Here is a 26067-nt window from a genome sequence, read left to right as displayed (position 1 = left end):
ATCCTTCGTAAAACGGTTCAGCTCGTAGGGTCGACCGCCGCGCAGCTCGTTCCCCGGCGCGGGACGTCCAGCGCGACCAGATAGTCGTCGACCGTTGCCTCCATGCACGGGCTCGTCGTGTAGCTGCCGTGACCCCACCCGCGGTAGGTGACCAGTACGCCGTCCCGGGCGAACTGACGGGCGACGCTCGTGGCGCCGTTGTAGCCGGTCGCGGGATCGTGCAGGCTGTTGATCAGCAGCGCCGGCGTCCGCAAGTCGTACGGCTTCGGGTTGCGCTGCGGGTTGGTTGCCTTCGGCAAGCCCAGGCAGGTCGACACGGCCAGCAGCTGGCCGGGGTAGCGCAGATCCTCGTTGTCTCGCGCGAGCCGCCGCAGGTGACCGGCGTACTCGCGGTAGTCGCGGACCGGCAGGCTGAAGTCGCGGCAGAACGTCACGAACGAGAAGCTCGTCAACCCGGTCGGCACCGGCGGCTGCTGGGTGGGCGGCGCGCTCTGGTCCAGCTGCTTCAGGATCCCGGCCAGTCGCGCCCAGTCCGGTCCGTAGAAGGTCCGGAACGTCACGAAGCTCAGCTGGAACGGCGTGATCGGGTACGACGGCCGCTGCGGATCGGGCAGCTCACCGCGATCGGCGCGGGCGAGCAGCCGATCCCACAGTGCGTGGATGTCCTGACCGTGCAGCGCGCAGGTCGTTGCCGTCGTACACCACTTCACGAACTCGTCGAAGGAGTCCTGCCCGGCCCACGCCTGCGCGTCGAGGAACTGGCCGGTCGTCGCCGAGCCGTGGTCGAAGACGCTCTCCAGGACCAGTGCGCGCACCCGCTGCGGGTAGCGCGCGGCGTACTGCTGGCCGAGCAAGGTGCCGTACGAGCTGCCGTGGAAGGAGATCCGCTGCTCTCCGAGGGCGGCGCGGATCGCGTCGACGTCGCGGACGGTCTGCAGGGTGTCGAGGTGGTCGTAGACCGGGCCGGTGTTCTGCCGGCAGTCCTTGGCGAGATCGCGGTTGTACTTGATCGTCGCGTCGAAGTCCTGCTGGCTCTTCAGGATTGGAGACGGCTGCCGCGCGAGGAGTGCGGCCGAGCACTTCACGGCGTTGCTCCGGGAAACACCGCGCGGGTCGAAGCTGACGATGTCGAAGCGGTCCTCGAGCCGCTGGCTGAACCGGCTCATCCCGGTCCGGATCCGCTCGACGCCGGAGTCACCGGGACCACCGGGACCGAACACCAGCACGCCTTGGCGTTGTCCTTGGGCCTTCCGCCGGGCCACTGCCAACTCGAACGTGCCTTCGGCCGGGTCGTCCCAGTTGATCGGCACGGTCAGAGTGGCGCACTCCGAGCCGGGGAGGAGGGCGATGTCCTCCGGGGTGTCACCAGGCTCGGGTTGGCAGGCCGCCCAGTCGACGGACGGCGCCGCAGCGGCCGCCGGGACGGTCAACGTCGCGAGTACTGCGGCCGCGGCCGCACACCAAACAATCGGTCTCTTCATTGAGACGATCTTTCGCCGCCCCGACCCTGACCGGCATCCGGTGCGGACCCGGAGGGAACCCGGGAGCGGGTTGGGCGGACTTGTTAGGGTCACTGATCTGATGACCGAGACTGTTGCAGCCGTGGACGCGCCGGCTGGTTCGAAGCACGCGACCTGGTTCCGGGTGGTGGCGATCGCCGAGGCGATCTCCTGGACCGGGCTGCTGATCGGCATGCTGTTCAAGTACGTGCTGTCGGACAACGAGATCGGCGTCCAGATCTTCGGGCCGATCCACGGCGGGATCTTCGTCGCCTACGTGCTGACCGTCGTGGTCGTCCGCACGCCGCTGCGCTGGACCTGGACGACCACGCTGCTCGCGCTGGCGGCAAGCGTTCCCCCGTTGTTCACCTGGTTCTTCGAGCTGTGGGCGGCCCGCACCAACCGCCTCGGCTGATTCACCGGCCGCAGCCGCGGCAGGGTCGGCGCGTCCGGAGGTAGTAGCCGCACGTCGCCGTGAGCAGTCCCGCGCCCCAGAGCACGTAGGCCGGTACGGCGACCCAGAAGAACGCCTCGGGCAGGTCGATGTCCCCGAAGATCGGCTCGTGCCGCAGCACGGCTGCGAACATCTGGAGCAGTCCGACGCCGAAGTACGCCGTGATGCCGGCGCCGAGTCCGCCGCCGGGGAGCAGCAGCATCCAGCGCGGGAAGATCCGGCCGGCGCGGGTGACCAGTAGGAGCGGGAGCAGGAGGCCTGCGAGCAGGAAACCGGTCTCGAAGAGGATCACCGCCGAGCGTGCGTCGTACGGCGTGCTGCCGAAGCCGACGACCGCCTGAGCGGCCAGGCGGATGAGGCAGCCTGCTGCGGCGACGGCTGCTCCGGCGATGGCCCAGTGGGGTGTGGACGTCACCGGTCGACGGCTGCCGCTGCAGCGCAGGCAGGACGGGTCGAGCTGTCGTTGCCTGGCCAGAGCGGTCGCCGCGAGAAGGCCTGCGCCGGTGAGGCCGCCGACCCGGCTGAGTAGACCGAGTGGGTCGAAGGGGATGCCGAGGCCGGGCAGTACGGCGGCGACGACGTCGAGCAGCGCGAAGCCGCACACGGCGACCCAGCCGGCGGCTGCTGCCCAGGTGAGCCCTATGGTCACCCGCGACACCGGCAGCACGACCAGGACCCCGCTCAGCACGCAGAACGCGAGCGAGAGCCAGTAGGAGATCATCAGATCGCTCCCGGGCAACTCCCAGTCCGGTGCATGCCCAGTGGCGAACCAGAACCGCACCAGCCCGTACGCCGCCGCCCACCCGGCTGAGGCGAGAGGCGCCCAGCGCATCCACCGCGGCGTCGTCGCCTCACCCGGTGCGTGGTCGTGCGGATGCGTGCTCGTCGTCATGTCTTCAGCTTGTGGTGGTGGTGCTTCCGAGGGATCCCCCGTGCGGGGGAACGCTCTCCCTCTGTGGAGTGCACCGCCGGATTGACGAGGGCCGCGGGTCCGCCGTACCGTCGCGACCGTCAGCAGCACACGCCGCATGAACCCGTGCGGGAGAGACCCGGGCCCGACCCGGGCGCCGTAGGAGCAACTCTCCCCAAGAATCTCTCAGGCACCCTCACCGCACGGGCGAGGCACCTCTGGAAGGCAGCACGCCTGACAGAGCGGGGAGGCACACCGATCGGTCAACGACGACCGGAAGGAACCTCCAGATGGCGATCAGCGTTTTCGACCTGTTCAGTATCGGGATCGGCCCGTCGAGCTCCCACACCGTGGGCCCGATGCGCGCGGCCCGGACCTTCGCCGTCGGCCTCGCCGCCGACGGCCTGCTCACCCGTACGACGGCTGTCGAGTCGCAGCTGTTCGGCTCGCTCGGCGCGACCGGGCACGGGCACGGCAGCAACAAGGCGGTCATGCTCGGGCTCGAGGGCGAGGACCCCGAGACCGTCGACACCCGCGCGGTCGAGGGCCGTGTCGAGGCGATCCGCGCGGCCAAGATCCTGCGGCTGGCCGGCGAGCACGAGATCCCGTTCGACGAGAACACCCAGCTGGTGATGCACCGCCGCAAGGCGCTGCCGTACCACCCGAACGGGATGACCTTCGTCGCCCGCGACGCCGACGGCGCCGTACTGCGTGAGCGCACCTACTACTCGGTCGGCGGCGGCTTCGTCGTCGACGAGGACGCGGCGGCCGGCGACCGGATCGTGCCCGACCGGACCCCGCTGAAGTACCCGTTCCTGTCCGGCGCCGAGCTGCTCGACCGTTGCCGCGAGTCCGGCCTGCCGATCAGCGAGGTGATGCTCGCCAACGAGCTGGCCTGGCGCACCGAGCCGGAGATCCGCGAGGGCCTGCTGCACATCTGGCAGGTGATGCAGGACTGCGTGGACGAGGGCTGCGAGACCGAGGGCGTCCTGCCCGGCGGTCTGAAGGTCCCGCGGCGGGCGCACGGCCTGCACCAGAAGCTGAGCGGCGACAAGTGGTCGGTCGACCCGCTCAAGGTGATGGACTGGGTGAACCTGTTCGCGCTCGCGGTGAACGAGCAGAACGCCTCCGGCGGCCGGATCGTCACCGCGCCGACGAACGGTGCCGCGGGCATCATTCCCGCCGTCCTGCACTACTACCGCCGGTTCGTCCCGGGCGCGACCGAGGACGGCGTCGTGCGGTTCCTGCTGGCGGCCGGGGCGATCGGCGTGCTCTACAAGGAGAACGCGTCGATCTCCGGCGCCGAGGTCGGCTGCCAGGGTGAGGTCGGTTCGGCCTGCTCGATGGCCGCGGCCGGGCTGTGCGAGGTGCTCGGCGGGACACCGGAGCAGGTCGAGAACGCGGCCGAGATCGCGATGGAGCACAACCTCGGCCTGACCTGCGACCCGGTCGGCGGGCTGGTCCAGATCCCGTGCATCGAGCGGAACGCGATGGCCTCGGTGAAGGCGATCAACGCGGCCCGGATGGCGATGCACGGGGACGGGGTGCACGTGGTCACGCTGGACAAGGTGATCAAGACGATGCGCGAGACCGGCGCCGACATGAAGATCAAGTACAAGGAGACGTCACGAGGCGGCCTGGCCGTCAACGTGATCGAGTGCTGACGGGTCCTGTACGTGGGCGTTGTGGCCCAGGCCCGGCAGCGTGACGACGCGGTCGTGCAGGTCGGCGTACTCGGTGTCGGTGTTCATCGGGTCGAGCTCACCACGCGCCAGGACGACGTCCGCCTGGGCCTCGCGCAGCAGGCGGGGCAGGTTGGGCGCGCCGACGCCGAACGCCTTGTTGTCGAGGGCGAGGCGCCACCGGCCGTCCATCCGCAGCAGGCCGTGGCCGACGGCGTCGCTTGCCGGATCGACCAGGCCCTGGAGTCCTGCGACCTTCAGGTAGCGCTCGGCGGCGGCCTCGCGGGTGTCGAACCAGGCGGCCGGCTTGGCGGCGAGCGCGGCGGTTCGGGCCAGGTCCTCGTCGGACCAGGTGACCTTCACGCCGAGCGCGATCACGCGGTCCACCTGTACGCCGTACCGGCCGCTGGCGAGCTCGAGGGCGATCACGCCGCCGAGTGAGTGGCCGACGACCGTGGTCAGCTCGGTGGGCAGGTCGTGGGCGACGGCGGCGGTGATCGACTCGAAGCTGTAGCTGTCGAGTGGATCGGCCGTGCCGTGACCGGGCAGGTCGGGGGCGAGGGCACCGGACCAGCCGTCCCAGACCCGGCGGGTCGCGCCGAGTCCGTGCAGCAGGAGATTTGTCATGGCTAGAGGCTGACACGGTCACCGCCTGGTCGCTCGGCGTCGTGGCGCGTTGAGATTCCGGTGAATATCGTTCCAAGACCTGTTTGAAACGTGTGAAAACCCGCTACTGTGCCGGAACTGTGAGTCTGTTCTCCGAGGAAGAACAGGCAGCACCGCGCCGGACCCCGCTGAGGAGCAAGAGGGTTCGCCGTACCGCCGCCTGCATCGCCCTGCCCATCGGCCTGTACGCCGCCCTGGCCGTCGTGGGTCTGCTGCCGCTGCCCGGCGCAGGCGACTCCGACGCGGCCACGCCGGTCGCGGGCCTGCCGATCGTCGACCCGGCCGACCAGAGCTACCCCCGCGTCGAGGGGGATCCACGGCCGGCGGTGACGCCGACGCCGGTGCTCTCGACGGAGTCGCTCGGGGTCGGTCGCGGCGACGCCCAGTCGGACAGCCGTGCCGGGGACTCGGCGGGGCGTCCGACGCCGGGTGTTGCGACGACCGGTACGGCGGAGGACCCGACGCGCCGGGTGCTGCCGACGATCACGGCCCGGCCGCCGGTGCTGCCGACGCCTGGGCCGACCGAGCCGCCTGCGGGGACGCCCGCGCCGTCGCCGTCCTCGCCACCTTCGCCGTCGTCATCGCCTTCGCCGAGCCCGACGGGTACGCCGCCGGTCACGGACCACCCTTCGGATCCGGGGCTGGTCGAGGGGCTGCTCGGCTGGCTCGACGCGCTGGTGCCGTAGCCGCCGCCGGCTGTGGTCGACGGCTGCGTCCCGCCAGGACCTCATACGGGCGGACGGCGTACCGACTACCAGGCGACCGGGCCGTGGATGCTCAGGTACTGGCCGGTCGGGCCGTCCTTGGTGACCGTGGCCGCCTGGACGATGATCGCCGCGCCCTCCTCGACCGTCTGCGTGCCGCTGTGGCCGTTGAAGTCGGTGGCGGTGAAGCCCGGGTCGACGGTGTTGATCCGCAGGTCCGGCAGCAGGTACGCGAACTGTGCGGTGAGCATGTTGAGCGCGGCCTTCGACGCCGCGTAGCCCGGGACCGGGATCCACGACGGGATCGCCGACTCACCGGCGCGGGGCACGCCCGCGATCGAACCGAGTCCGCTGCTGACGTTCACCACGACTGGGTGCTCGCTCCTGGTCAGCAGGGGCAGGAACTCGTGCAGTACCTGCGCGGCGCCGAAGACGTTGGTCTCGAAGACCGTCCGGAGCGTCTCGGCAGTCACCTCCGTCGCCGTGGACGGGTCGCCAGGGATGCCGGCGGCGTTCAGGTGCCCGGGGATGCCGGCGTTGTTCACGAGCACGTCGAGCCGGCCCTGCTCGGCCTCGATCTGCCGCGCGGCGGCGCGGATGGAGTCGGCGTCGGTGACGTCGAGCTGGACGGTCTGCGCGCCGAGGTCGGCGGCGGCCTTGCGGCCCTTCTCGAGGTCGCGCGCCCCGACGTACACGATGTGGCCGAGGGCAACTAGTTCGCGGGCGGTCTGGAAGCCGAGGCTCTTGTTGGCCCCGGTGATCAGTGTGATGGTCATGGCAACGACTCTGGCCGGTCACGGCGAGGTCAGGCAGTACCCGGAACAGCCTGGGGAACGGCAGTACCAGGCTGTCGCGGCGCCGGGCCGCAATACTGGAGAGGTGTCCGAACTCGGCAAGACCCTGCACGCCTGGCGCGACCGGGTGACCCCGGCCGAGGCCGGCCTGCCCGTGAACGGCGTACGCCGGGCGCCCGGACTGCGGCGCGAGGAGCTCGCCCAGCTGGCCGGGCTGTCGGTCGACTATGTCGTACGGCTCGAGCAGGGGCGGTCCTCGTCGCCGTCGGCCCAGGTCCTGACCTCGCTGGCCCGGGCGCTGCGGCTCGGCGACGCCGAGCGGGATCACCTGTTCGTGCTGGCCGGTCAGGCGCCGCCGGCGCCCGGGCGGATCTCGACGTACATCCCGCCTGGTGTCCAGCGCCTGGTGGACCAGCTCGACGGCGCACCGCTGAGCGTGGCCGACGCGTCCTGGACGATGATCAGCTGGAACTCCCTGTGGGCCGCGATGCTCGGCGACCCGTCCGGGCTGCGCCCCCGGGAGCGCAACATCATCTGGCTGTACTTCACGGGCCGCGCGGGCGCTGTGGACCGCCGGTCGGCCGACGGCACGTACGTCACCGGCCATGGCCGGGTCCGGCAGACCCCGGAGCAAGCCGAGCGGTTCAAGCTCGCGATGGTCACCGACCTGCGCGCCGCCGTCACCCGCTATCCCAAGGACCCCGACCTGCACCAGTTCGTCGCCGACCTGCGCGCGGTCAGCCCCGAGTTCGCCACCGCCTGGGACAACCACCAGATCGCCTTCCACGGCTCCGACCACAAGACCGTCGAACACCCTGACCTGGGCCCGATCGTCCTCGACTGCGACGTCCTGACCGTCCCCGGCAGCGACCTGCGCATCGTCGTCTACACCGCCCCACCCAACTCCGAAGCCGCCGAGAAACTCAAACTCCTCTCGGTGATCGGCCTGCAGACCCTCGCCTAGAACGCGTCCACGTCGCTGGTGGAGGCGTTGCCGAGGAGGGTGGGCTGGAGGTCGATCTTCCAGCCTTCGTTGCGGCCGAAGCCCTCGTCGAACTTGGAGAAGCTGCAGCCGGCGCTGAACTGGCGGCGCTTGGGGTTCCAGTCGGTGCCGCTCTTGAAGTAGACGTGGTACTTGCCGCCGATGCGGTTGATGGTGGCGGTCTTCTTGGCCTGCACGTAGACCAGCAGGTGCGGCTTGCTCGGGGGCTTGCCGTCGGTGACGATCGCGATCGCGACGTCCTCGGTCGTTCCGTTCGTCACCTGGAGGCGGCCGGAGCCGCGGGCTCCGGAGCGGAGCAGGACGTCGCCGTTCGACGGGCGCTGGTCGGCCGGCTCGGGGCCGACGTCGGGCAGCGTCGTACCGAACTTCAGGCCGAAGCGTCCGAGCGGAGCGATCGCGCCGGTCAGGTCCGTGGTGAGCTTCCGCTGCACGTTCTGTGAGGTGTAGACGACGCCGCCGCACTTGGCGTTCGTGTCGACGTCGTCGGCCTGCGGGCCGGTCAGCGACGAGGCCGCGGCGCGAAGCTTGGTCTGCAGCGTCTTGTGGGCCGCCGCGACGTTCGGCTGGACCTTGAGCAGCGCCAGCTCGGCGGCGGTCGAGTTCAGCGACTCGGCCAACGTGTCCATCGCGTCGGCCAGGTTGTCCGCCGACTTCGCGCCGGTCAGCCCGCGGAGGTCGGTCGCGATCTGCTGGTCGAGCTTCGCGAGGTTCGCCTGGTACTCCGCGCCGGTCAGCGGACCGGCCGGTTTCGGCGGAGGAGGCGGAGGCGCGCTCGTGGTCGGCGGGTCCGTCGGCGTGGTCACCACCGACGTACTCGGGTCGGCCTCCGGTGCCGAACCGTCCCCGCACGCTGCCGCCGTACCGAGCAGTGCCACCCCGAGCACCACAGAGACCAGCTTCTTCATTTGTCCCGCCCCCAGGCCCCTAGAACCCCTTGTGGTTCAAAGCGTAGGGGTCTTCCGGGTCCCCGGCGACTCGGAAATCAGCTCCGGGGTGCCGGGCGGACGAACGGGAAGGCCAGCGTGGCCCGGATGTTCTGCCCGGTCAGCATCATCACGATCCGGTCGACGCCGAGCCCGAGCCCGCCGGTCGGCGGCATCGCGTACTCCAGCGCGGCCAGGAAGTCCTCGTCCAGCGACATCGCCTCGGGATCGCCGGCGGCGGCCTTCAGCGACTGCTCGGTCAGCCGGCGGCGCTGCTCGACCGGGTCCACGAGCTCCGAGTACGCCGTACCGATCTCGGCGCCGAAGGCGACCAGGTCCCAGCGCTCGGCCAGCCGCGGATCGGTGCGGTGCACGCGGGTCAGTGGCGAGGTCTCGAGCGGGAAGTCGGTGTAGAACGTCGGCAGCGTGGTGTTCGGCTCGACCAGTTCGTCGTACAGCTCCAGGACCAGCTCGCCGGCGGTCAGCTCGAAGCCCGCCCGTAAGCCGTGCTTGGCGCAAATGGCCCGCAGGTGCGTGACCGGCGTCCCGGAGTCGAGGTCGACGCCCGTGGCCCGGCTGACCGCTTCGTGCACGCTGATCACCGGCCAGTCGCCGGAGATGTCGAGCTCCTCGCCGTCGCGCTGGACGACCGGCTTGCCGAACACCGCGGTCGCCGTCTCCAGCAGCAGCTCGCGGGTCAGCTCGCGCATCACGTGGTAGTCGGCGTACGGCTGGTAGGCCTCGACCGACGTGAACTCCGGGTTGTGGGTCGCGTCGGCGCCCTCGTTGCGGAAGTTGCGGTTCAGCTCGAAGATCTTGCCGAGTCCACCGACCCCGAGCCGCTTCAGGAACAACTCCGGCGCGATCCGCAGGAACAGCTCGGTGTCGTAGGCGTTGATGTGCGTGACGAACGGCCGCGCGTTCGCGCCGCCGTGCACGGCCTGCAGCATCGGCGTCTCCACCTCGGTGAAGCCGCGCGTCTCGAACCCCTGCCGCAGCGCCCGTACGGCGGTACTGCGGTGCCGCATCATCCGCAGCGAGTCCGGGTTCATCACCAGGTCGAGGTGCCGCTGCCGGACCCGCGCCTCGGGGTCGGTGAAGCCCTTGCGCTTGTCGGGCAACGGGTGCAGGCACTTGGCCGCCATCGTCCAGCCGGTCGCCGCGACGGACAGCTCGCCGCGGCGGCTCGTCACGACCTCGCCGGTGACGCTGACGTGGTCGCCGATGTCGACCCAGCGGTTCCAGCTGTCCAGGTCGTCGGTGATCATCACCTGCAACGGCGTCAGACCGTCCTGCAGCTCGGCGAAGGCCAGTCCGCCGTGGTTGCGCAGGCGGACGACGCGGCCGGTGACGGAGACCTCATGACCGGTGCGGTGATCGGCGGGCAGGTTCTGGTGCAGCTCGCGGATCCGTTCCAGGGTTTCCGTCCGGGGCACCGTGACCGGGTACGGGTCGATGCCTGCAGCAACCATTTCGGCGAGCTTGGTCCGGCGTACGCGCTCCTGCTCGGTGAGCTTGCGCTCCGGCAGCGCGGGCCGGAGCAGCTCGTTCTCCAGCTCACGCACGGTGTTCGCGAACTCGCCGCTGTCGCCGACGGTGATCGCGTGCCGGTCCGTGCTGGTGCTGGCGTCGACGCGCGTCCACGGCCGTGGCGCGGGCAGGAAGCCCTCGGCAGTCCCGGCGGCGAGCAGCACCTGCGCGAGCGAGGCGCCGCGCGAGTAGCAGATCAGCCGGGGCGACCAGCGCGGCAGGTACTTCTCGTTGGACTGGTACAGGCTCTCCAGCTGCCAGAACCGCGAGGCCGCGGTCAGCAGCGCGTTGGTCAGCCGTAGGACCGGCCCGGCGCCGACCCGCTCGGCGTCGCTGAAGATCTCCCGGAACATCGCGAAGTTCAGCGAGATCCGGTGCACGCCGAGGTCGCCGCAGGCGTCGACCAGCGAGGCGACCATGAACTCCATCAGCCCGTTGACCGAGTCGGGGTCGCGGCGCATCAGGTCGAGCGAGACCCCGCGCACCCCCCACGGCGCGAACGAGAGCAACCCCCGTACGGCGCCCTCGGCGTCCCGCGCGACGACCATCACGCAGCGCGCGTCGGCCGCGTCCCCGAGCCGGCCGAGCGCCATCGAGAACCCGCGTTCGGTCCGAGCGCCGCGCCACCGCTCGGCCAGTTCGACGTACCGGGCCAGGTCCTCCGCGGGGAGATCGCCGTGCCGGACGACCTGCGCGTGGTACCCGGCGCGCTGCGCGCGGGTGACGGCCTGCCGGACCGGCCGCATCGTGCGGCCCTCGAGCGTGAAGTCGGCGACGTCGATGATCGCCTCGTCGCCCATCGCGAGCGCCCGCAGCCCGGCGTCGACGTACGCGTGGGCGGCCTCCTCGCCGGCCGACAGCACGGCGGGGGACCAGCCGTACGCCTGCGACTCGGTCAGCCAGGTCTTGATCGCGGCCGGCCAGGCCGCCGGGTCGCCGAGCGGGTCGCCACTGGCCAGGCTGACGCCGTTGACCACCCGGTACGCGATCGCGGCGTCGCGGTCGGGGGAGAAGACGACGGCCTTGTCGCGCCGGGTCGCGAAGTAGCCGAGGCTGTCGCGTTCGCCGTACTGGAGCAGCAGGCGGCGGACCTCGAGCTCCTCGGGCTGGCTCAGGTAGCGGACCCGGCGGACCGAGCGGAGGAAGATCCAGAACGCGATCACCAGCGTCGCGGCGGACAGGAAGCCGACGGTCAGGCCGACCCAGGTGTGGCCCTCGTGCCCCGATCCCATCCGGGCCCGGCTCTGCCCGAACGCCGCGAACACCGCCCAGCCGATCTTCTCCCGCTGCCCCTGCAGGCTGTGCGGGAAGACCTGGGTGAGCGTGATGCTGACCCCGATCGAGATCAGCAGCCCGGTGACCATCACGCCGATCGCGAGCCGCCGGCTACCGGGCGCGAGCCGGGCCGGGAAGCTGTCCCGGATCTTCCACAGCAGCACGATCATCAGGATCGGCACGACGACCCGCGCGATGCCGAGCTCCAGATCCTCGTACGACGCCCGCCCGAACTCCGCGATCAGGTCGGGATCGTTCGGGTTGGCGATCTGCACGCTGATGAAGCCGAGTGCGGCGATGCTGGTCAGCAGCGTCAGGCCCTCGAAGACCCACAGCACCCACAGCAGCGCGGCCCGCTTGCCGCGCAGCAGCGCGCTGCCGACCACCGCCAGGTACACCGCCGACAGGAACGTGTGCCCGGCCGGGATGCCGACGAAGTCGATCACCGCTTCGACGCGCTTGACCACCTCAGGTGCGGCCAGGTGCAACGGCACCGCGACGAACGACCAGACGGCGGCCGTGACGACCGCTCGCCCGACCCAGACCGCCGCTCGTTGCCGCCACTTGGGGACGGTCTGCTGCCCTGACACGCAGTGATCATCCCACTGCGAGTCTCCGGGTCAGCGGTTGAGCCACCAGATGGTCGCGTTGAGGGCGGTGGCGAACGTCGTCCACGCCCAGTACGGGAGAAGCAGCGCGGCGGCCGGCCGGCTGACCTGACGGAACGTGACGACGGTCCAGGCGATCGCCGCCCAGAGCACGACGATCTCGATCAGCGCGAGGCCGATCGCGTCGGCGCCGAAGAACAGCGGCGTCCAGATCGCGTTGAGGACCAGATGGACGGCGTACGGGATCAGTTCCTTCGACCAGCCCGTCCGGCGCCACACGAGCCAGCCGCTGATCGCGATCATCACGTAGAGGACGGTCCACACGGGACCGAACAGCCAGCTCGGGGGAGCCCACGACGGCTGCTGCAGCTCGGCGTACCGCTCGGTGGTGCCCTGTACGCCGAGCGCGCCGATCAGCGCGGCCGCGGCGACCGCGGCGAGATTGATGGCCAGTGCGGCCGCACTGCGGACTGGGCGATGCTCGGTCCAGGTGCTCATGCCGGACCAGTGCCCAGGGTTACGCCGTCGTAGTCAACGCGGGAGTCGGGAGCTTGCGCTGCCACACCTCGTCCAGGGCCATTCGCATGGCACCGGTGACGACGGCGTCCTCGGCGAGAGCGGACAGTTCCAGCTTCGGGTGGTTGAGCGTGAGCAGCCGGAGCTGGTCGGAGATGGCGTCCAGGAGGACCGCGCCGGCGCGAGCGACACCACCACCGATGACGACGGCGGTGGGGTCGAGCACCAGTACGGCGGGCGCCAGCGCGCGGGCGAAGTCGCGGGCGACCTGCTGCACCACAGCCTGAGCCACCGGGTCGCGCTCAGCGGCCGCGGCGAACACGTCGGCCGTGTCGAGCTGGTCGCGGCCGAGCTCGGCCAGGCGGGAGTCGGGGTTGTCGAGCACGGCCTGCCGGCCGAGTGCCGCGATCGCCTCGGAACCGACGGCCCGCTCCAGCGGTCCACGGCTGTCCTCGGGGTTGATCACGTCGTCCGGCGCGGTGGCGATGAAGCCGATCTCACCGGCCGCGCCCGTCCCGCGGTGCAGCCGGCCGTCGATCACGATGCCCGCACCGAGCCGCTCACCCCACTGGACGGCGAGCAGCGTGCCGGTACCACCCCGGGCCGCGGCGATCGCCAGGGCGGCCAGGTTGGCGTCGTTGTCGAGCATGACCGGGCAGTCGAGCAGGGACCGCACGTGCTTGACCAGGTCGATCGAGGACCAGCCCGGCACGGACGGGACCAGCTGGACCCGCCCGGTGTGCTCGTCCACGATGCCCGGGCTCGCGGCGACCGCGGCCGCGATGTCCTCGGCCGGGACCTCCGCCTCGGCCAGCGCCTCGGTGATCACCTCGCTGATCACGCCGAGCAGCTCCTGGGCCGTCCAGCCCGGACCTGACCGCCGTACGAGGGAGAGCTTGCGGCCGGCCAGGTCCGACACACCGACGGTGACCCGGTGCGGGCCGACGTCGAGGCCGAGCACCGGTGCCGCGCGACCACGCAGCGACACCCGGATGGCCGGCCGGCCCAGCGAGCGGTCCGCGGAGTCCGGCCCGTGCTGCTGCAACCAGCCCGCGTCGAGCAGCTCGTCGACCGCCTGCGCGACCGTCGGTCTGGCCAGACCGGTCCGCTCGACCAGTTCCGCCACCCGTAGCGGCGCGGGCGCCGAGCGCCGGACAGCGTCCAGCACCGCAGCGACGTTGATCCGCCGCAGCATCGTCGTACCGCCGCCGCCGACCGTTCCCTTGCTCATGTCCGACCCCTTGCCTGCCACTCGCCCATCCTATATAGAAAGCGAGCGTTCATAAATTATCCAGCGGAATGCCGCGCGCCGCTCGACTCCGGCGTGGGCGGATCACCCGGAGTTTCGGTGCCACGACAACTATCACTGACCGGCCGCGACACGCCCGAACACACGCGCGGACCCCGGGATCAGTCCTGCAACACCGTCCGCGCGAAACTGCTGAGCGCCTCCCGATCCGGCTGCCGCGTCTTCGTCATCAAACTCGCCACGTGCTTCTCCACGGTACGGGGCGAGATGTGCAACCGCGACGCGATCGACTTGTTCCCGATCCGATCGACGAGGAGAAGACAGACCTCGTACTCCCGGGAGGTGATCCCGAGTTTGCGAAGGTTGGCTGGTACCTGTTCGGACCCGCTGCGTCGTTGTGGGACGGTCTCGCCCCACTGACGCAACTGGCTCCGGCAGGCGCTGGCGACCGGCCCGATCTCTGCCTCGTGAAACCAGTTCTCGGCCTGCCGCAACCATTCGACCGGCGTTCCCCAGCCGTCGGTCCAGGCGGCCTCGGCCACCAGTCGCAGACCGAGGTGCCGCGCCATCGGGTAGATCTCCGACGTCGTCAGCGCTTCGGCGACTTGATGGGCTGCCTCGTCGCCCTGGCCGAGCCGACCGAGCAGGATGGCGTGCGACAGGTGCACGAACTGTTTGTTCCAGCGCATCTTGCTAGCCGATGTCGCGCTGACGACCTCGAGGTGCTCCCAGCTGTTCCGGCCCGACAGTACGCCGAGCAGCAGTCCGACACCGTTCTTGCCCGAGGTGTGGAAGGTGGTCGGATTCTGAGCGTCGTAAGCGAGGGCCTGCGCCATCTCGGACTCGGCCAACTCCCGGTTCTCCTCGAGCAGCGCGCAAAAGGTGCGGGCAAGACCGTAGGAGTAGGGCAGCTCGTACGACGCCCGCTCGCCACCCCAGGAGGAGGCCTCGGCAAGTGCCGACTCCATCGCCGCCCGGTGACCTTGATGCGCCTCGAGCATGGCCTTCGTGGCCAGGAAGTAGGTCGCCGACCGTCCGATCCGGACCCGGCGGGTGAAGTCCAGGCACTCGTCGATCAGTCGGCCGGCCCGCTCGTGCTCCGAGCGCATCACCAGCGCCTGCGCGATGGTGCCGTCCACCTCGTAGGCCAGGGAGATCGCGCCGATCCCCATCGCCTGCTGGCGGGCGCGTTCGAGCTCGACGAGACTTCCGGTGGCCAGGAGGATCGAGCCTGCCTGGAAGATGTGCGAACAGACGCGCTGGAAGGTCAGGTTGTTCGCCTCAGCGACCTGGCGCGCGCGGTGGAAGTACGCGATCGACCGGTCCAGGTCCTTCTCTCGCGACAAGATGCCCAGCAGTTGCAGGGCATCGCAGGCGACGGCCGGCAGGTCAGCGCGCTCAGCCGCCTCCGCGGCCCGGGAAGCCAGCTCAGTAGCGGACTTGATCCGGCCGGGGCTGGTTCGCGCCAGTTCGAGGTGCGCGGCGATCGCGTCGACCGGGGCGAAGTCCGCGTCACCCGCATCACTGCCGAGCAACGACCGGGCCGTGGCGACGTGGGTCAGCGCTGCTGCCCACCGGCCGGCCATGTGCTCGAAGTTCGCCAGCTGCACGTACAGCGAGGCGACCTTGCGGCTGTCCAGGTTGCGGTAGGCCATCTGCTCGATCGTGGCCGCGTGAGCAGCGCTGTTCTCGAACTGCCCCGTCTCGCTCAACGCGATCAGCAACGAGCCCAGGATGTCGGCACGGTGCCCGATGTCAGGGTCGGACTCGAGCAGCTCGGTCGCCCGCTCCAGCAGCTTGACCGCCGACTCCATCGAACCGTTGTCGAACGACCGCTGCCCGGCCGAGGCGAAGAGGCGTCCGGCTCTGAGCAGGTCTCCGCCGGTCTCGGCCAGTTCGGCCACCATCGTGCACCACTCGCCGGGCAAGCCGGGATGTAGTTGCTCGATCGCGTCCGCGCACCGCCGCGCCAGTTCGCCACGTTCGGTCGGCGTGATTCCGGCGAGCAGGGCCTCGGCGGTGAGGGGGTGCCGGAACGCGTACCAGTCGGGCACCGGCTCGTCGGGACCGACCAGTTGGGCCGCCAGCCCGGCCCGCAAAGTGGCCAGCAGCAACCGTTCGTCGGTGTCGGTCGCCTGTCGCACCACACTCAGTGGGAACCGGTGGCCGATCACCGCCGCGAGGACCAGAAGGTCGCGTGACTCGGGGCCCAGCTTCTCGATCCTGCTGGTGACACTACGCACGATCGACCCAGGGACGGCAGTACGGAGACCTTCCACGACCTGGATGCTTCCGTTCGGAGCGGACACCAGTTGTCCAGACCGGGTTGCCTCCTGCAGAAGTTCTTCCACCACCAGCGGGACACCCGCGCTGTCCTGCCACAGCCGGTCGATGAGGAAGTCGGGAACGTTGGTCGGAGAAACCTCCAGACAGTCGCCGATCAGTTGCCCTACCTGGTCGTGATCGAGCGGGTGTAGCTCGATCAGGTCGGCTGTCCCTCGCTGCGCCGCGATCTGCGCCAGCTCGCGGGCTGGGCATTCCTCCGAGCGCAGGGTCGCGACCAGCGCTACAGGGGCGTCGCCGACACTGTCGACGAGGTACTCCAGGACTGCCAGAGTTTCCGGGTCAGCGCTGTGCAAGTCTTCGAGAACCAGTAGACAGCCGTTGTCCTGGCCGACGAGCTCGAGCAGCCGAAGCACAGCCTCGCCGAGGATGATCGGAGACACCGCGGCCTGCGGAGTGGCCGCGTCGCTCCAGTCGGGGATCACCCGGCCGAGCACCTGGCGGTAGGCGCCGAGCCCTTCCGGCGGCGGCATCTCCCCGCGGCGAATCAGCGACAGAAACGCTTCCGTGAACGGCCGAAAGGGCACTAGGGTACCGAGCGCACCGACACGGCCACGCAAGGTGACCATGCCGGTGTCGAGCGCGATCGTGGTGGCCACAGCGGACAGACGGCTCTTGCCGATGCCGGGTTCGCCGACAAGGAAAGCCGCGCCGCCGCGGCCGTCACGCGTCGCGGTCAGCAGGGCATGGAGATGGTCGATCTCCCCGTCCCTGCCGACCAGGTTTGACGCGCGGGTCTGCATGCTTGCCAACTTTAACGACGGACAGGCCAGGACGCAGGAGTAACGGCAGGTTCGCTTCCGGCCCGTCCCGTTTTCAGTGCTCCAACGTGGGCCAGGTGCTGCAGACTTCCGTAGCCGCTGCGAGTCCAACCGCGCCCATCCCGACCAGGCCGATCAGTGCCATGGCACGCGAGCCGACCCGGCCACGGGCCGGTGGGCGCGGTGCGCCGATCGGGTCGGCTTCATCAGTCTCGAGGCGGTCGTCGTGGTCGTCATGGGCGGTCATGGTGCTCTCCTATCGGATGGATCGGCTGATCGGCGAACGGGTGGACGCCGTCAGACAGTTGAGGGTGGAAAGAGGAACGAAGGCACCTGTTGGTGGAAGCCCAGGCGCAGCAGCCCGTACCCGATTCCGGCCAGGCCGCTGAGCAGCCCGGCTGATGGAACCGATCCCGGTGTGCCGCAGCGCGGGCCGTGATGCGCCAGCGCAGTCAGAACCATCCCCGCTCGGCGGCGCCGGACTGCCTCTGCGGCCGGGTAGTGCGGGACGAGCCACAGCAACGGTTCGACAGCGCCGAGCTCGCCGTGGCACAGACTGAGGTCGTCCAGCAGCGGGCGGTTCCGAGTGGTTTCGAGGTACCCGTCGACAGCGATCGGCAGGTCGGCCGACCAGCGGGCCAGGATCGTTCCGGCCAGGCCGGAACACCATCCCGCTGAGCTCGTACCGCCGCCGAGGTGGGCAGCGGCCTGCGCGGCGTCGCGATGCCGCTGTCCGGCGGATCGATAACGTCCCAAGGCCCAGGCGACACCCAGATGCCCACGCGAGAAGCCGAGACCGTCAGCCGTGTCGCCGCGGCTGACCGACTGCTCGACCACGGCGGCGAGTTGATCGGCGTACTTGGCCGCGAGGGCGGCAGACGCCGGGTTCCCTTCGATCGCTTGCATGGCGGCCAGACCGCCGGCCGCACCGTCGACGAAGCTCGGGAACGTCGCGTTCGGCTTGACCTGGTGGCACAACTCCAGGGCACCGGTCAACCAGGTGGCGGGGGCGGTGCTGGCAAGTAAAGAGGTCAAGCGGTGCAGACCGTAGCTGATGCCGCCCAACCCGTGCATTCCGATCCCGATGGCCTGGACGGCATCGGGATCGTCTCCCAATGCCTGCAGCAACGCCGGAAGCGGCTGGATCGCGTCCCACGCCAGTTCGCCGTACTTGGACGCACCCGTCAGCTGTCCCACCTGGGCGAGAAACAACGCGGTGCCCAGATAACCGCTGGTCAGTCCCGCGCCCATCGGAAGCACTGCCCAGTGGTGGTCGTCGAGCAGTTCGAGGCCGAGCCAATTGACCTTGCCGTGGCGGTCGCCGACAGCCTGGGCAACGATCTCGTCCGCGATGTCGGTAGCTGAGGCAAGGAGTTGCTCCGGATCGGCCTCGGTCGTGCCGAGGCCGGGCCGCGACCTGGCCACATGGACGACCGGCTCCGGCCGGGTCGCCAGCGACGCGGAGATGATCCACAGCTGCCGGTGCTGGTCGATCTCGTTGAGGCCCGAGATCTTGGTCCGTACCCGGTCCAGACCGCTCTCGGTGAACAACCCCGTGACCTCGGTTCCGTCGGCCGTCCAGACGTCCTTGCTGCCCGGCCGGGTGAGAAACAAAGGCACGTCGCCGGAGCGCAAGTCCTGCAGCTCGTAGGGGACCAGACGCTGTGTTGTGCTGTCGGTTTCCCACAACAGTTCGAGCCAGGCTTCCTGGCTGCCGGTTGACCGCAGGGCATTGGGATGGGTTGCCTCGTCCAGCAGGCCCGTGTAGATGCGAGTCGGGCGAGCGACATAACGAATCTCGTCCTCGGCGCAGCGCTGGATCGGCCCATCAGCCGCGAGCAGTTCGTCGCGGTCCCGAACGATGGCGCTGTAGGCCAGCCGGAAGCCGGTCGCGATGCCGGTCTCGTGGTCGCGGGGTTCGGTCGCACCGCCGTCGATGTACGGGCGGTTCCGGCCGCCTCGGGTCCGGGCGACTCGCCGGACGAGTCGCATCGTGTCCAGTCCCGCGTCGGCCCAGCTCACCACGCTGTGCGGTGCGACGATGTCCGCGTCGCCACCGAGTCCGGACAGATCCACGACGCCGTGCTCGCCGGCCAGCAGAAGGGGCAGTAAGGCCGTCCGGTAGACGGAGTCGCGAAGTGCTGCGTGTGCCGGGTCTATGCCGATCGTGGTCTGCACCGTCGTGTTCGGGTGAAACAGCGTCTCCACGTCGACCAGAACCGGCTGGTCGCCCGCCGCGATGAGGTTCTCGTAATGCATGTCGGTGCCGTCGAGCACGTACAGCAGCGCCAGCAGGGCACCCTGTCGCTGGTAGAACCGGCTCACGCCGGCAAGATCGGTGCACGGGTGGTAGTCGATGTGCTCGAGCCATCCGTAGCCGGTGCGGGCGGCGAGCCGAACCGTCCTGATCGCCAGTTCGGTCCGGTCGTTGAGCCAGTGCACGAGGCTGTTGAAGTGACCGTGCAGGTCGAGAGACCGCGGCTTGTAGACGACGCGTCGACCGTTGGCGAAGGTGAGGGTTGCCGTGCAGCGGCCGCCGCGGTGGGGGTCTCCGCCTGGTTCGACGCTGACGAGATCGCCGGGGTCTTGGCCGTCGAGCAGGTTCGCGGTGATCAGCTCGCGGTCCTCGGCGAGGCGGGTCAGCAGTTCGAGGTGGCCCTCGACGGACTGTCGGCACGCCTCGCCCAGGACCCGGGCCAGTACCGGGTACGCGGCCAGGAAGTCCGCCAGCTCGCTCCCTCCAACGAGCCGGTGGGTGAAGTCAAGGAAACGCATCGCCGAGGTGCTGCCGGTCAGGTCTCCGCGTTTGCGGGCCCGGGCCAGTTCGAGGACCAGGGTGCGGGCGGCGAGCTTGACCAGGCGCAGTCCCAGGCGGTGCAGGAACTGATCGGCGACCGCGCCGGTGTGGCCGGCGGTGGTGAGGTCGTCGCGGGCGGTGACCAGTAGGGGGTGAAGGCAACGGACCAGGGCTTGTTGCCAGTCGCCCTCGAGGGGTGGTGGTACAGACCGCAATCCCAAGCTACGTTCGACGTACGCCGCCCACGGCGGTGTCGCCGACTCGTGCTCGTGCGGTGCCAGCCCCGCTGACCACCAGGCCTTCGGCTGGTCGGTCGGGGGCGCCCCGGCGGTCGGTGAGTCGAGCACGCCGACAGCGTGGCAGCAGGCGGGCAGGAAGACATGGGTATGCGTCCCCCATATTTCCGCAAGCGTTCGCTTCGGCGTAGGTGTCCCACAAACGCTTGTTTTGCAGCTGTCCGCGGGACGGTGACTGGGGGACGACCGCCCCGCGGCAGCAGCGCCTGTTCCGGTCGGCCTCTGGTGGAAGGCTTTCGCGGCTCAGGAATTCATGGGTTGCGGTCCGCCGTCACCGGCCCCCGCTGATCGTTGTCGTCGTGGCCGGCCTCCCGTGTCGGTGGATCTGCTGGAACGCCGAGAACGATGCCCGAGCGGTCCGGGGCCGGACAAGTGCCTCGGGCCCCCATCTTTGGGTGCGGGGTGGGGGCAAGGAACATGGGGGCGAATCCCCCATGTGGGTACGGCGTGCAGGTGTCACGGTGGACGGGTGTACAGCCCAGCTCCCGGTCTCCCGGTCTCAGCCCACTCGGTGCTCGACGTCGTGCCGCAGCCGGCTGGGCAGTCGGCCGCGGCCGCCTTGCGGGAGACCGTCGAGGTCGCGCAGACCGCCGACGACTTGGGCTTCCGCCGGTTCTGGGTGGCCGAGCACCACGGCGTCCGTGGGATCGGCAGCGCCGCGCCGGCGGTGCTGGCCGCCGTACTGGCTGCTCGGACGGACCGGATCCGGCTGGGCTCCGGGGGAGTCCTGCTCGGTAACCACAGGCCGCTGCTGATCGCCGAGCAGTTCGCCGCGCTGGCCGCGGCGTACCCGAGCCGGATCGACCTCGGGGTCAGCGAAGGCAGCGTGTCGGCTCCTTGTACCGCGGCGGCTCTCGGCTGGTCCGGTGATGCGCGGGAGACGTTCCCGCAGCGGCTGGACGAGCTGTGCCGGTTCCTGCGTGACGGACTGCCCGGACGGACCCCGGTGGGGGACGTCCGCCTCACGCTGGCCGGGTTGCCGCCGCCGGTGTTCGTCTTGGCGAACCGGCCGGCCACGGCGCAGTTGGCTGCGGTACGAGGACTGCCGATCTTCCTGACCGCCTCGGAGACCACTGTGGTGGCCGCGGCGGCGTACCGGGACACGTTCGAGCCGACCGGGCCGACCGGCAAGCCCTACCTGGGGGTGTCGGTCGGAGTCGTTGCCGCCGACACGGACGAGGAGGCGCTCAACCGGCTGGCCGAGTACGTCCGGGTGAAGCACCGGCTGGCCGCTGCCTCGCCGCGGGCCACCCCGGCAGAGCTGCTCGAGCTGCTGGAGCCCCCGATCACCGGACGCGAGCGCGGCCGGGCCGAGCGGCTCCTGGACGACCCGGGCCACATCGTCGGCTCCCGCTCGACCGTCGCGGCCGGACTGGCCAAGCTGGCGGCCGGGACCGGTGCGGCCGAGATCATGCTGGCACCTCTGGCGTACGACGGCCTGGTGCGCTCCTCCATCCTCCGCACGGTCGCGGCGGCCCTGACCCGGGCCATCCGCACGGTGCCGCGCTCTGCACCGCACTTCGTAGCGACTGCCTAAAGTGGGTACTGCCACCTATGGAAAGGCAGAGCATGTCGCGCGAGCAGGAAGTCGTCCAGCAGTGCCCGACCGAGCTGTTCATCGGCGGCAAGTGGCAATCGGCCGACGGCGGCAAGACCCTCGCCGTCGAGGACCCGTCCACCGGTACGACGCTCGTCCAGGTCGCCGACGCGTCCCCCGCCGACGGAATGGCCGCGCTCGACGCGGCCGTCGCGGCGCAGGCCGAGTGGGCGGCGACCCCGCCGAGGGACCGTGGCGAGATCCTGCGCCGTACGTACGAGCTGATGACCGAGCGCGCCGACGAGCTGGCGCTGCTGATGACGCTCGAGATGGGCAAGCCGGTCGCGGAGTCCAAGGGCGAGATCGCGTACGCCGCGGAGTTCTTCCGCTGGTTCGCCGAGGAGGCCGTCCGGATCGACGGCGGCTACCAGATCGCTCCGAACGGGCAGGGCCGGTTCCTGGTGATGCGCCAGCCGGTCGGGCCGTGCCTGCTGATCACCCCGTGGAACTTCCCGGCCGCGATGGGCGCCCGCAAGATCGGCCCGGCGGTCGCCGCCGGCTGCACGATGGTGATCAAGCCCGCCGCGCAGACCCCGCTGTCGATGCTGAAGCTGGCCGAGCTGATGACCGAGGCCGGACTGCCGGCCGGCGTACTGAACGTCGTCACCACCAGCGACTCCGGCGGCGTGATGGAGCCGCTGATCCGCGACCCACGGGCGCGCAAGCTGTCCTTCACCGGCTCGACGCCGGTCGGCCAGAAGCTGATCGAGCAGTCCGCCGAGCAGGTGCTGAAGACCAGCATGGAGCTGGGCGGCAACGCGCCGTTCCTGGTCTTCGAGGACGCCGACCTGGACAAGGCCGTCGAGGGCGCGATGCTGGCCAAGATGCGCAACGGCGGCGAGGCCTGTACGGCGGCCAACCGGATCTACGTGCACTCCTCGGTGCTCGAGGCCTTCGCCACCAAGCTGACCGAGAAGATGACCGCGCTGAAGGTTGGTCGCGGCACCGATAACGGGGTCCAGGTCGGCCCGCTGATCGACGCCAAGCAGCGCGACAAGGTCAAGGACCTGGTCGAGGACGCCGTCCGGCAAGGCGCCCGGGTGCTCACCGGCGCGGAAGTTGCCGAGGGCAAGGGATACTTCTACCCGCCGACCGTGCTCACCGACGTACCGAAGAGTGCTCGCCTGCAGAAGGAGGAGATCTTCGGCCCGGTCGCGCCGCTGACCGCCTTCGAGACCGAGGACGAGGCGGTCGCGATGGCCAACGACACCGAGTTCGGCCTGGTCTCGTACCTGTTCACCAAGGACCTGGGCCGCGCGCTGCGGGTCTCGGAGAAGCTCGAGACCGGCATGATCGGCCTCAACCAGGGCATCGTGTCCAACCCGGCCGCGCCGTTCGGCGGTGTCAAGCAGTCCGGCCTCGGCCGCGAGGGCGGCAGCGTCGGCATCGACGAGTACCTCGAGGTCAAGTACGTCGCGGTCAACCTCGACTGATCACTCGGTGAGCCACTGCTTGATCGTCTCGTCGTCCGGCCGCGGCGACGTGCCGATCGCGTGCGGGACGAAGCGGGCGTAGTAGTCGGTGATCGGGCCGTCGGACTCGCGGACCATCATCCCGGCCGCGGCGCCGTCGACGATCCAGCTGCCGATCACCGCCCGGTTCCCCTCGTACGACGGCAGCGGGCTCCACTCCTGGTACACCATCGTGTCGGTGTCGTACGGCCCGTCGTGCACGTGGTCGTCGCCGCCGATGGTGTGGATCCGGATGTTGCTGCCCTCGCGCCCGTGCAGCGGCTTGGCGACCCATTCGAGCAGGTCACCGGGGCCGTCGAAGTACGCCGGCAGCAGGTTCGGGTGGTCCGGATACAACTCCCAGAGGATCGGCAGGATCGCCTTGGTGGACAGCATCGTCTTCCAGATCGGCTCGATCCACTGCACCGGCTCGCGCTCCGTCCCGGCCAGCAGGTACCGCCCGAACTCGTCGTCGAGCATGTCCTCCCACGGGTACAACTTGAACGCGGTCCGGATCTTCCGCCCGCCCCAGTCGACGAACGCGCGCTGGTTGGACTCCCAGCCGAGGTCCTCGATCTCGTGCCCGTACGTCGCCAGCCCGGCCATCGCCGCGGTGTCGCGCAGGTAGGCGACCGTCATCGCCTCCTCGCCGGTGGTCTCCGCGCCCGAGTTGAAGAAGTGCGCCTCGTTGCCCGGGAACCGGCCGGCCGCGCGCTGGTCGCTCCACCACTTCACCAGCCGGTCGTGCACGGAGTTCCACTGGTCGGCGTCGGGGAAGATCTCCTCCAGCCAGTTCCACTGGATCACCGCGGACTCCAGCAGCCCGGTCGGGGTGTCGCCGTTGATCTCCAGCATCTTCGGCTCGACGCCGTTCCAGACCAGGTCGAACCGCGCGTACACCGACAGGTCGTCGCGCTTCAGCGACTCCTGCACCAGCGGCAGCGTGCCGGGCGCGAGACCGAGCTGGGCGTCACTGAACCGGTCGCCGGCCGCCATCACCGCGGCGGCGTGCTTGCACATCTCGTACAGCTCCTCGGTGACCTTCTCGAGGTGCAGGACCTCGTCCATGGTCACCTCGTACCAGGCGCTCTCGTTCCAGTACGGGCGTTCGGTGCCGTCCGGCAGGTCGGTCATCGGGAAGACCAGACCCTGCTCGACGACCTTGTCCCGCCAGTCCGGACGGGGCTTGATCGAGTGCCGCCACATCAGCCGCCAGAGCTCCCCTTGCCCGACTTGCCGAAGCCGCCGCGCGAGATCGTGCCGATGTCGCCGCCCTTGGTGTCCAGCCCGCCGCGCTTGATGGTCGGGCTCCCGCTGCCGGTCTGGCTGGTCCGGGGGATCGTGTACGTCCCCTGGCCGGCGTTGAACCGGCCCCCGATCGGCGGCACCAGCCCGCCGCCGCGTGTGGCCATGTAGAACCAGAAGAACCCGGCGCCGGAGCCGTGGTACTCGCGGTCGTCCTTGCAGTTGCTGTCGTCGGTGCGTTGCTCGGTCTGCGGGTCGACGCAGATCGCGGCGTACTCCGGCTGGTCGTCGTCGTTGGAGCACCCGGTCAGCGAGGCCGCGACCAGCGCGGTCAGGCCGAGCGTGATGCCCGCGCTGCGCATCCGGCGGTCGCTCATCGTCGTCGTCCCTCCCCCTCGGCCGGCGGCTTCATCGAGAACATCACCGCCGCGCCCACCACCATCGTCACACCCACCACAACCAGGGGCCCGGTACCCACGTCGGCCACGGCCAGCACCAGCACGGTCACGAACGACACGGTCGCCAGCAGCGGCACCACGACCCGCTGCACGACCCGGCCGCGGATCTGGCCGCTGAAGTACACCGGCACGGCCAGCGCGGTCGCCAGGTAGTACAGCGAAACCAGGATCGACACCGCGGCGACGGAGTCGGCCAGTACGGCGTCCGAGGTGAGCACGAGGGTCACGTAGATCAGCACGCTGGCCGCCGCGAACACCCAGGTCGACACGCTGGGCGTCTGGTACCGCTTGGAGATCCGGGCGAACCGGCCGGGGAACGCGTCGCGGCGGGCCATCGACAGCATCGTCCGGGCGGTCGGCAGGATCGTCGTCTGGGTGGAAGCGAGCGCCGAGACCAGTACGGCGGCGATCAGCAGCTTGCCGCCCGCCGTACCGAGCAGGTCCTCACCCAGTACGGCGAGGAAGTCGTCGTCGGCGATGCCGGCCAGCTGTTCGGTCCCGGCGTACGCGACGGCGGCCCAGGCCACCACGACGTACAGGACGACCAGGACGGCGTTGGAGATCAGCGCGGCGATCGCCGGAGTGCTGCGCGGGTTGCGGGACTCCTCGTTGACGCTGAACGACGAGTCCCAGCCCCAGTAGAGGAACACCGCGACCAGCACGCCGGCCGCCCAGGCGCCCTGGCCGGTGTCGGAGAAGGCCGGGATGCTGGGGCTTCCGGCCTCGCGGAACGCTCCCACGACGAACCAGAGCAGTGCGACCAGCTCGATCGACAGGAGCAGCAGCTGAGTGCCTGCGGCAATCCGGACACCGCGGTACGCGAGCAGAGCCATGCCCAGGATGAACACCGTGCCCAGCGCGGCCTGGGCCAGCCGGGAGTCCTCTGCGCCGTCCAAGCCGAGCAGTGCGTAGGTGTAGATCGCCGCGACCTGGGCCAGGTTGCTCATCACCAGCACACAGGCCATGACCGTGGTCCAGCCGACCATGCGGCCCACACCGAGGCCGAAGGCCTTCTCGGTCCAGGGGAACGTCGTACCGCAGTCCGGCTCGGCCTGGTTGAGCTCACGGAAGCAGAGCGCCACCAGCACGACCGGTACGGCGCTGACGGCCAGCACGATCGGTGCGGCGGCTCCGGTGTACGCGGCGAGCAGTCCGACCGACACGGCCAGCGAGTACGCCGGTGCGGTGGAGGAGACGCCGATCGCCGTACCGGCTCCGACGCCGAGCGCGTCACGGCGCAGGTTGCGGCCGCGCGACCGCGACTCCGTCGTCGTCACTGTGCCCACCCTCTGGTTGCCGGACATCT

The 26067-nt window shown here is 70.1% G+C and carries 19 protein-coding genes, 1 pseudogene and 1 riboswitch; of the genes and pseudogenes, 6 read left to right on the top strand and 14 right to left on the bottom strand.

The features are described 5' to 3' along the window. Positions 1-101 precede the first annotated feature (101 nt). Positions 102-1481 (bottom strand): annotated as a pseudogene (locus ABD235_RS35880) (alpha/beta fold hydrolase); the annotation flags it as partial. Between the two features lie 100 nt (positions 1482-1581). Between ABD235_RS35880 and ABD235_RS35875 the strand changes: the two are divergent. Continuing rightward, complete coding sequence (locus ABD235_RS35875) at positions 1582-1914, top strand: DUF3817 domain-containing protein (protein ID WP_344182415.1); 333 nt, start codon at positions 1582-1584, stop codon at positions 1912-1914. A gap of 1 nt (position 1915) precedes the next feature. Here ABD235_RS35875 and ABD235_RS35870 read toward each other — a convergent pair whose 3' ends face one another. After that, positions 1916-2845 carry a hypothetical protein gene (locus ABD235_RS35870; RefSeq protein WP_344182413.1) on the bottom strand — a complete coding sequence of 310 codons (930 nt, stop codon included), beginning with the start codon at positions 2843-2845 and terminating at the stop codon, positions 1916-1918. A 137-nt stretch (positions 2846-2982) separates the two neighbouring features. Next, a riboswitch (glycine riboswitch) is annotated at positions 2983-3075 on the top strand. A gap of 78 nt (positions 3076-3153) precedes the next feature. Here ABD235_RS35870 and ABD235_RS35865 point away from each other — a divergent pair. Further along, a complete protein-coding gene (locus ABD235_RS35865) occupies positions 3154-4527 on the top strand; it encodes an L-serine ammonia-lyase (RefSeq protein ID WP_344182411.1) in 1374 nt (457 codons plus the stop codon). Here the strand turns inward: ABD235_RS35865 and ABD235_RS35860 are convergent. After that, positions 4489-5172, bottom strand: coding sequence for an alpha/beta fold hydrolase (locus tag ABD235_RS35860; protein WP_344182409.1), 684 nt, complete (start codon positions 5170-5172; stop codon positions 4489-4491). The two genes, ABD235_RS35865 and ABD235_RS35860, sit on opposite strands and share 39 nt — an antisense overlap. A gap of 119 nt (positions 5173-5291) precedes the next feature. Between ABD235_RS35860 and ABD235_RS35855 the strand changes: the two genes are divergently transcribed. Further along, the gene (locus tag ABD235_RS35855; RefSeq protein ID WP_344182407.1) at positions 5292-5897 is read left to right on the top strand and encodes a hypothetical protein; all 606 of its coding nucleotides are present in this window, start codon (positions 5292-5294) and stop codon (positions 5895-5897) included. Positions 5898-5962: 65 nt separating this feature from the next. On the opposite strand, the gene ABD235_RS35850 is transcribed toward ABD235_RS35855, so the two are convergent. Then, positions 5963-6691 carry an SDR family NAD(P)-dependent oxidoreductase gene (locus ABD235_RS35850; protein ID WP_344182405.1) on the bottom strand — a complete coding sequence of 243 codons (729 nt, stop codon included), beginning with the start codon at positions 6689-6691 and terminating at the stop codon, positions 5963-5965. Here ABD235_RS35850 and ABD235_RS35845 point away from each other — a divergent pair. After that, positions 6690-7673 (top strand): helix-turn-helix transcriptional regulator, encoded by a 984-nt coding sequence (locus ABD235_RS35845; protein WP_344182403.1) that lies wholly within the window; start codon positions 6690-6692, stop codon positions 7671-7673. The genes ABD235_RS35850 and ABD235_RS35845 overlap by 2 nt on opposite strands. Here ABD235_RS35845 and ABD235_RS35840 read toward each other — a convergent pair. The 7 genes from ABD235_RS35840 to ABD235_RS35810 form a co-directional block, all read right to left on the bottom strand. Then, positions 7670-8617: a hypothetical protein gene (locus ABD235_RS35840; protein WP_344182401.1), complete on the bottom strand. Its 948-nt coding sequence runs from the start codon at positions 8615-8617 to the stop codon at positions 7670-7672. The two genes, ABD235_RS35845 and ABD235_RS35840, sit on opposite strands and share 4 nt — an antisense overlap. Before the next feature lie 77 nt (positions 8618-8694). Next, the gene (lysX, locus tag ABD235_RS35835) at positions 8695-12030 is read right to left on the bottom strand and encodes a bifunctional lysylphosphatidylglycerol synthetase/lysine--tRNA ligase LysX (protein WP_344182399.1); all 3336 of its coding nucleotides are present in this window, start codon (positions 12028-12030) and stop codon (positions 8695-8697) included. A gap of 30 nt (positions 12031-12060) precedes the next feature. Continuing rightward, on the bottom strand, positions 12061-12546 hold the full coding sequence (locus tag ABD235_RS35830; RefSeq protein WP_344182397.1) for a TspO/MBR family protein: 486 nt from the start codon (positions 12544-12546) through the stop codon (positions 12061-12063). Between the two features lie 19 nt (positions 12547-12565). Continuing rightward, positions 12566-13795, bottom strand: a complete 1230-nt coding sequence (locus tag ABD235_RS35825; protein ID WP_344182395.1) for an ROK family transcriptional regulator — start codon at positions 13793-13795, stop codon at positions 12566-12568. Between the two features lie 179 nt (positions 13796-13974). After that, positions 13975-16899 (bottom strand): ATP-binding protein, encoded by a 2925-nt coding sequence (locus tag ABD235_RS35820; protein WP_344182394.1) that lies wholly within the window; start codon positions 16897-16899, stop codon positions 13975-13977. A gap of 73 nt (positions 16900-16972) precedes the next feature. Beyond that, positions 16973-17164: a hypothetical protein gene (locus ABD235_RS35815; protein ID WP_344182392.1), complete on the bottom strand. Its 192-nt coding sequence runs from the start codon at positions 17162-17164 to the stop codon at positions 16973-16975. Between the two features lie 50 nt (positions 17165-17214). Further along, entirely contained in the window at positions 17215-20061 is a 2847-nt protein-coding gene (locus ABD235_RS35810) for a type 2 lanthipeptide synthetase LanM family protein (protein WP_344182390.1), read from the bottom strand. 418 nt (positions 20062-20479) lie between these two features. On the opposite strand from ABD235_RS35810, the gene ABD235_RS35805 reads away from it, so the two are divergent. Beyond that, positions 20480-21547: an MsnO8 family LLM class oxidoreductase gene (locus tag ABD235_RS35805; protein ID WP_344182388.1), complete on the top strand. Its 1068-nt coding sequence runs from the start codon at positions 20480-20482 to the stop codon at positions 21545-21547. 32 nt (positions 21548-21579) lie between these two features. Further along, positions 21580-23040, top strand: coding sequence for an NAD-dependent succinate-semialdehyde dehydrogenase (locus ABD235_RS35800; RefSeq protein WP_344182709.1), 1461 nt, complete (start codon positions 21580-21582; stop codon positions 23038-23040). Here ABD235_RS35800 and ABD235_RS35795 read toward each other — a convergent pair whose 3' ends face one another. From ABD235_RS35795 to ABD235_RS35785, 3 genes are read right to left on the bottom strand one after another with little or no spacing between them, the layout of a single operon-like run. Then, a complete protein-coding gene (locus ABD235_RS35795) occupies positions 23041-24264 on the bottom strand; it encodes a glutathionylspermidine synthase family protein (protein ID WP_344182386.1) in 1224 nt (407 codons plus the stop codon). After that, positions 24264-24680, bottom strand: coding sequence for a hypothetical protein (locus ABD235_RS35790; protein WP_344182384.1), 417 nt, complete (start codon positions 24678-24680; stop codon positions 24264-24266). The genes ABD235_RS35795 and ABD235_RS35790 overlap by 1 nt, the downstream gene beginning before the upstream one ends. Continuing rightward, positions 24677-26038, bottom strand: coding sequence for an APC family permease (locus ABD235_RS35785; RefSeq protein WP_344182382.1), 1362 nt, complete (start codon positions 26036-26038; stop codon positions 24677-24679). The genes ABD235_RS35790 and ABD235_RS35785 overlap by 4 nt, the downstream gene beginning before the upstream one ends. Positions 26039-26067 lie beyond the last annotated feature (29 nt).

The organism is Kribbella lupini (assembly GCF_039529595.1).
Taxonomy (GTDB): domain Bacteria; phylum Actinomycetota; class Actinomycetes; order Propionibacteriales; family Kribbellaceae; genus Kribbella; species Kribbella lupini.
This window is presented reverse-complemented; position numbering and strand designations above follow the sequence as displayed.

Bases quoted from the DNA above. Each gene is read 5' to 3' on its own strand.
- ABD235_RS35825 (WP_344182395.1), bottom strand. From the start codon at position 13,795: ATGAGCAAGGGAACGGTCGGCGGCGGCGGTACGACGATGCTGCGGCGG.
- ABD235_RS35815 (WP_344182392.1), bottom strand. From the start codon at position 17,164: ATGACCGCCCATGACGACCACGACGACCGCCTCGAGACTGATGAAGCC.
- ABD235_RS35795 (WP_344182386.1), bottom strand. From the start codon at position 24,264: ATGTGGCGGCACTCGATCAAGCCCCGTCCGGACTGGCGGGACAAGGTC.
- ABD235_RS35865 (WP_344182411.1), top strand. From the start codon at position 3,154: ATGGCGATCAGCGTTTTCGACCTGTTCAGTATCGGGATCGGCCCGTCG.
- ABD235_RS35860 (WP_344182409.1), bottom strand. From the start codon at position 5,172: ATGACAAATCTCCTGCTGCACGGACTCGGCGCGACCCGCCGGGTCTGG.
- ABD235_RS35850 (WP_344182405.1), bottom strand. From the start codon at position 6,691: ATGACCATCACACTGATCACCGGGGCCAACAAGAGCCTCGGCTTCCAG.
- ABD235_RS35845 (WP_344182403.1), top strand. From the start codon at position 6,690: ATGGCAACGACTCTGGCCGGTCACGGCGAGGTCAGGCAGTACCCGGAA.
- ABD235_RS35840 (WP_344182401.1), bottom strand. From the start codon at position 8,617: ATGAAGAAGCTGGTCTCTGTGGTGCTCGGGGTGGCACTGCTCGGTACG.
- ABD235_RS35830 (WP_344182397.1), bottom strand. From the start codon at position 12,546: ATGAGCACCTGGACCGAGCATCGCCCAGTCCGCAGTGCGGCCGCACTG.
- ABD235_RS35820 (WP_344182394.1), bottom strand. From the start codon at position 16,899: ATGCAGACCCGCGCGTCAAACCTGGTCGGCAGGGACGGGGAGATCGAC.
- ABD235_RS35875 (WP_344182415.1), top strand. From the start codon at position 1,582: ATGACCGAGACTGTTGCAGCCGTGGACGCGCCGGCTGGTTCGAAGCAC.
- ABD235_RS35790 (WP_344182384.1), bottom strand. From the start codon at position 24,680: ATGAGCGACCGCCGGATGCGCAGCGCGGGCATCACGCTCGGCCTGACC.
- ABD235_RS35800 (WP_344182709.1), top strand. From the start codon at position 21,580: ATGTCGCGCGAGCAGGAAGTCGTCCAGCAGTGCCCGACCGAGCTGTTC.
- ABD235_RS35870 (WP_344182413.1), bottom strand. From the start codon at position 2,845: ATGACGACGAGCACGCATCCGCACGACCACGCACCGGGTGAGGCGACG.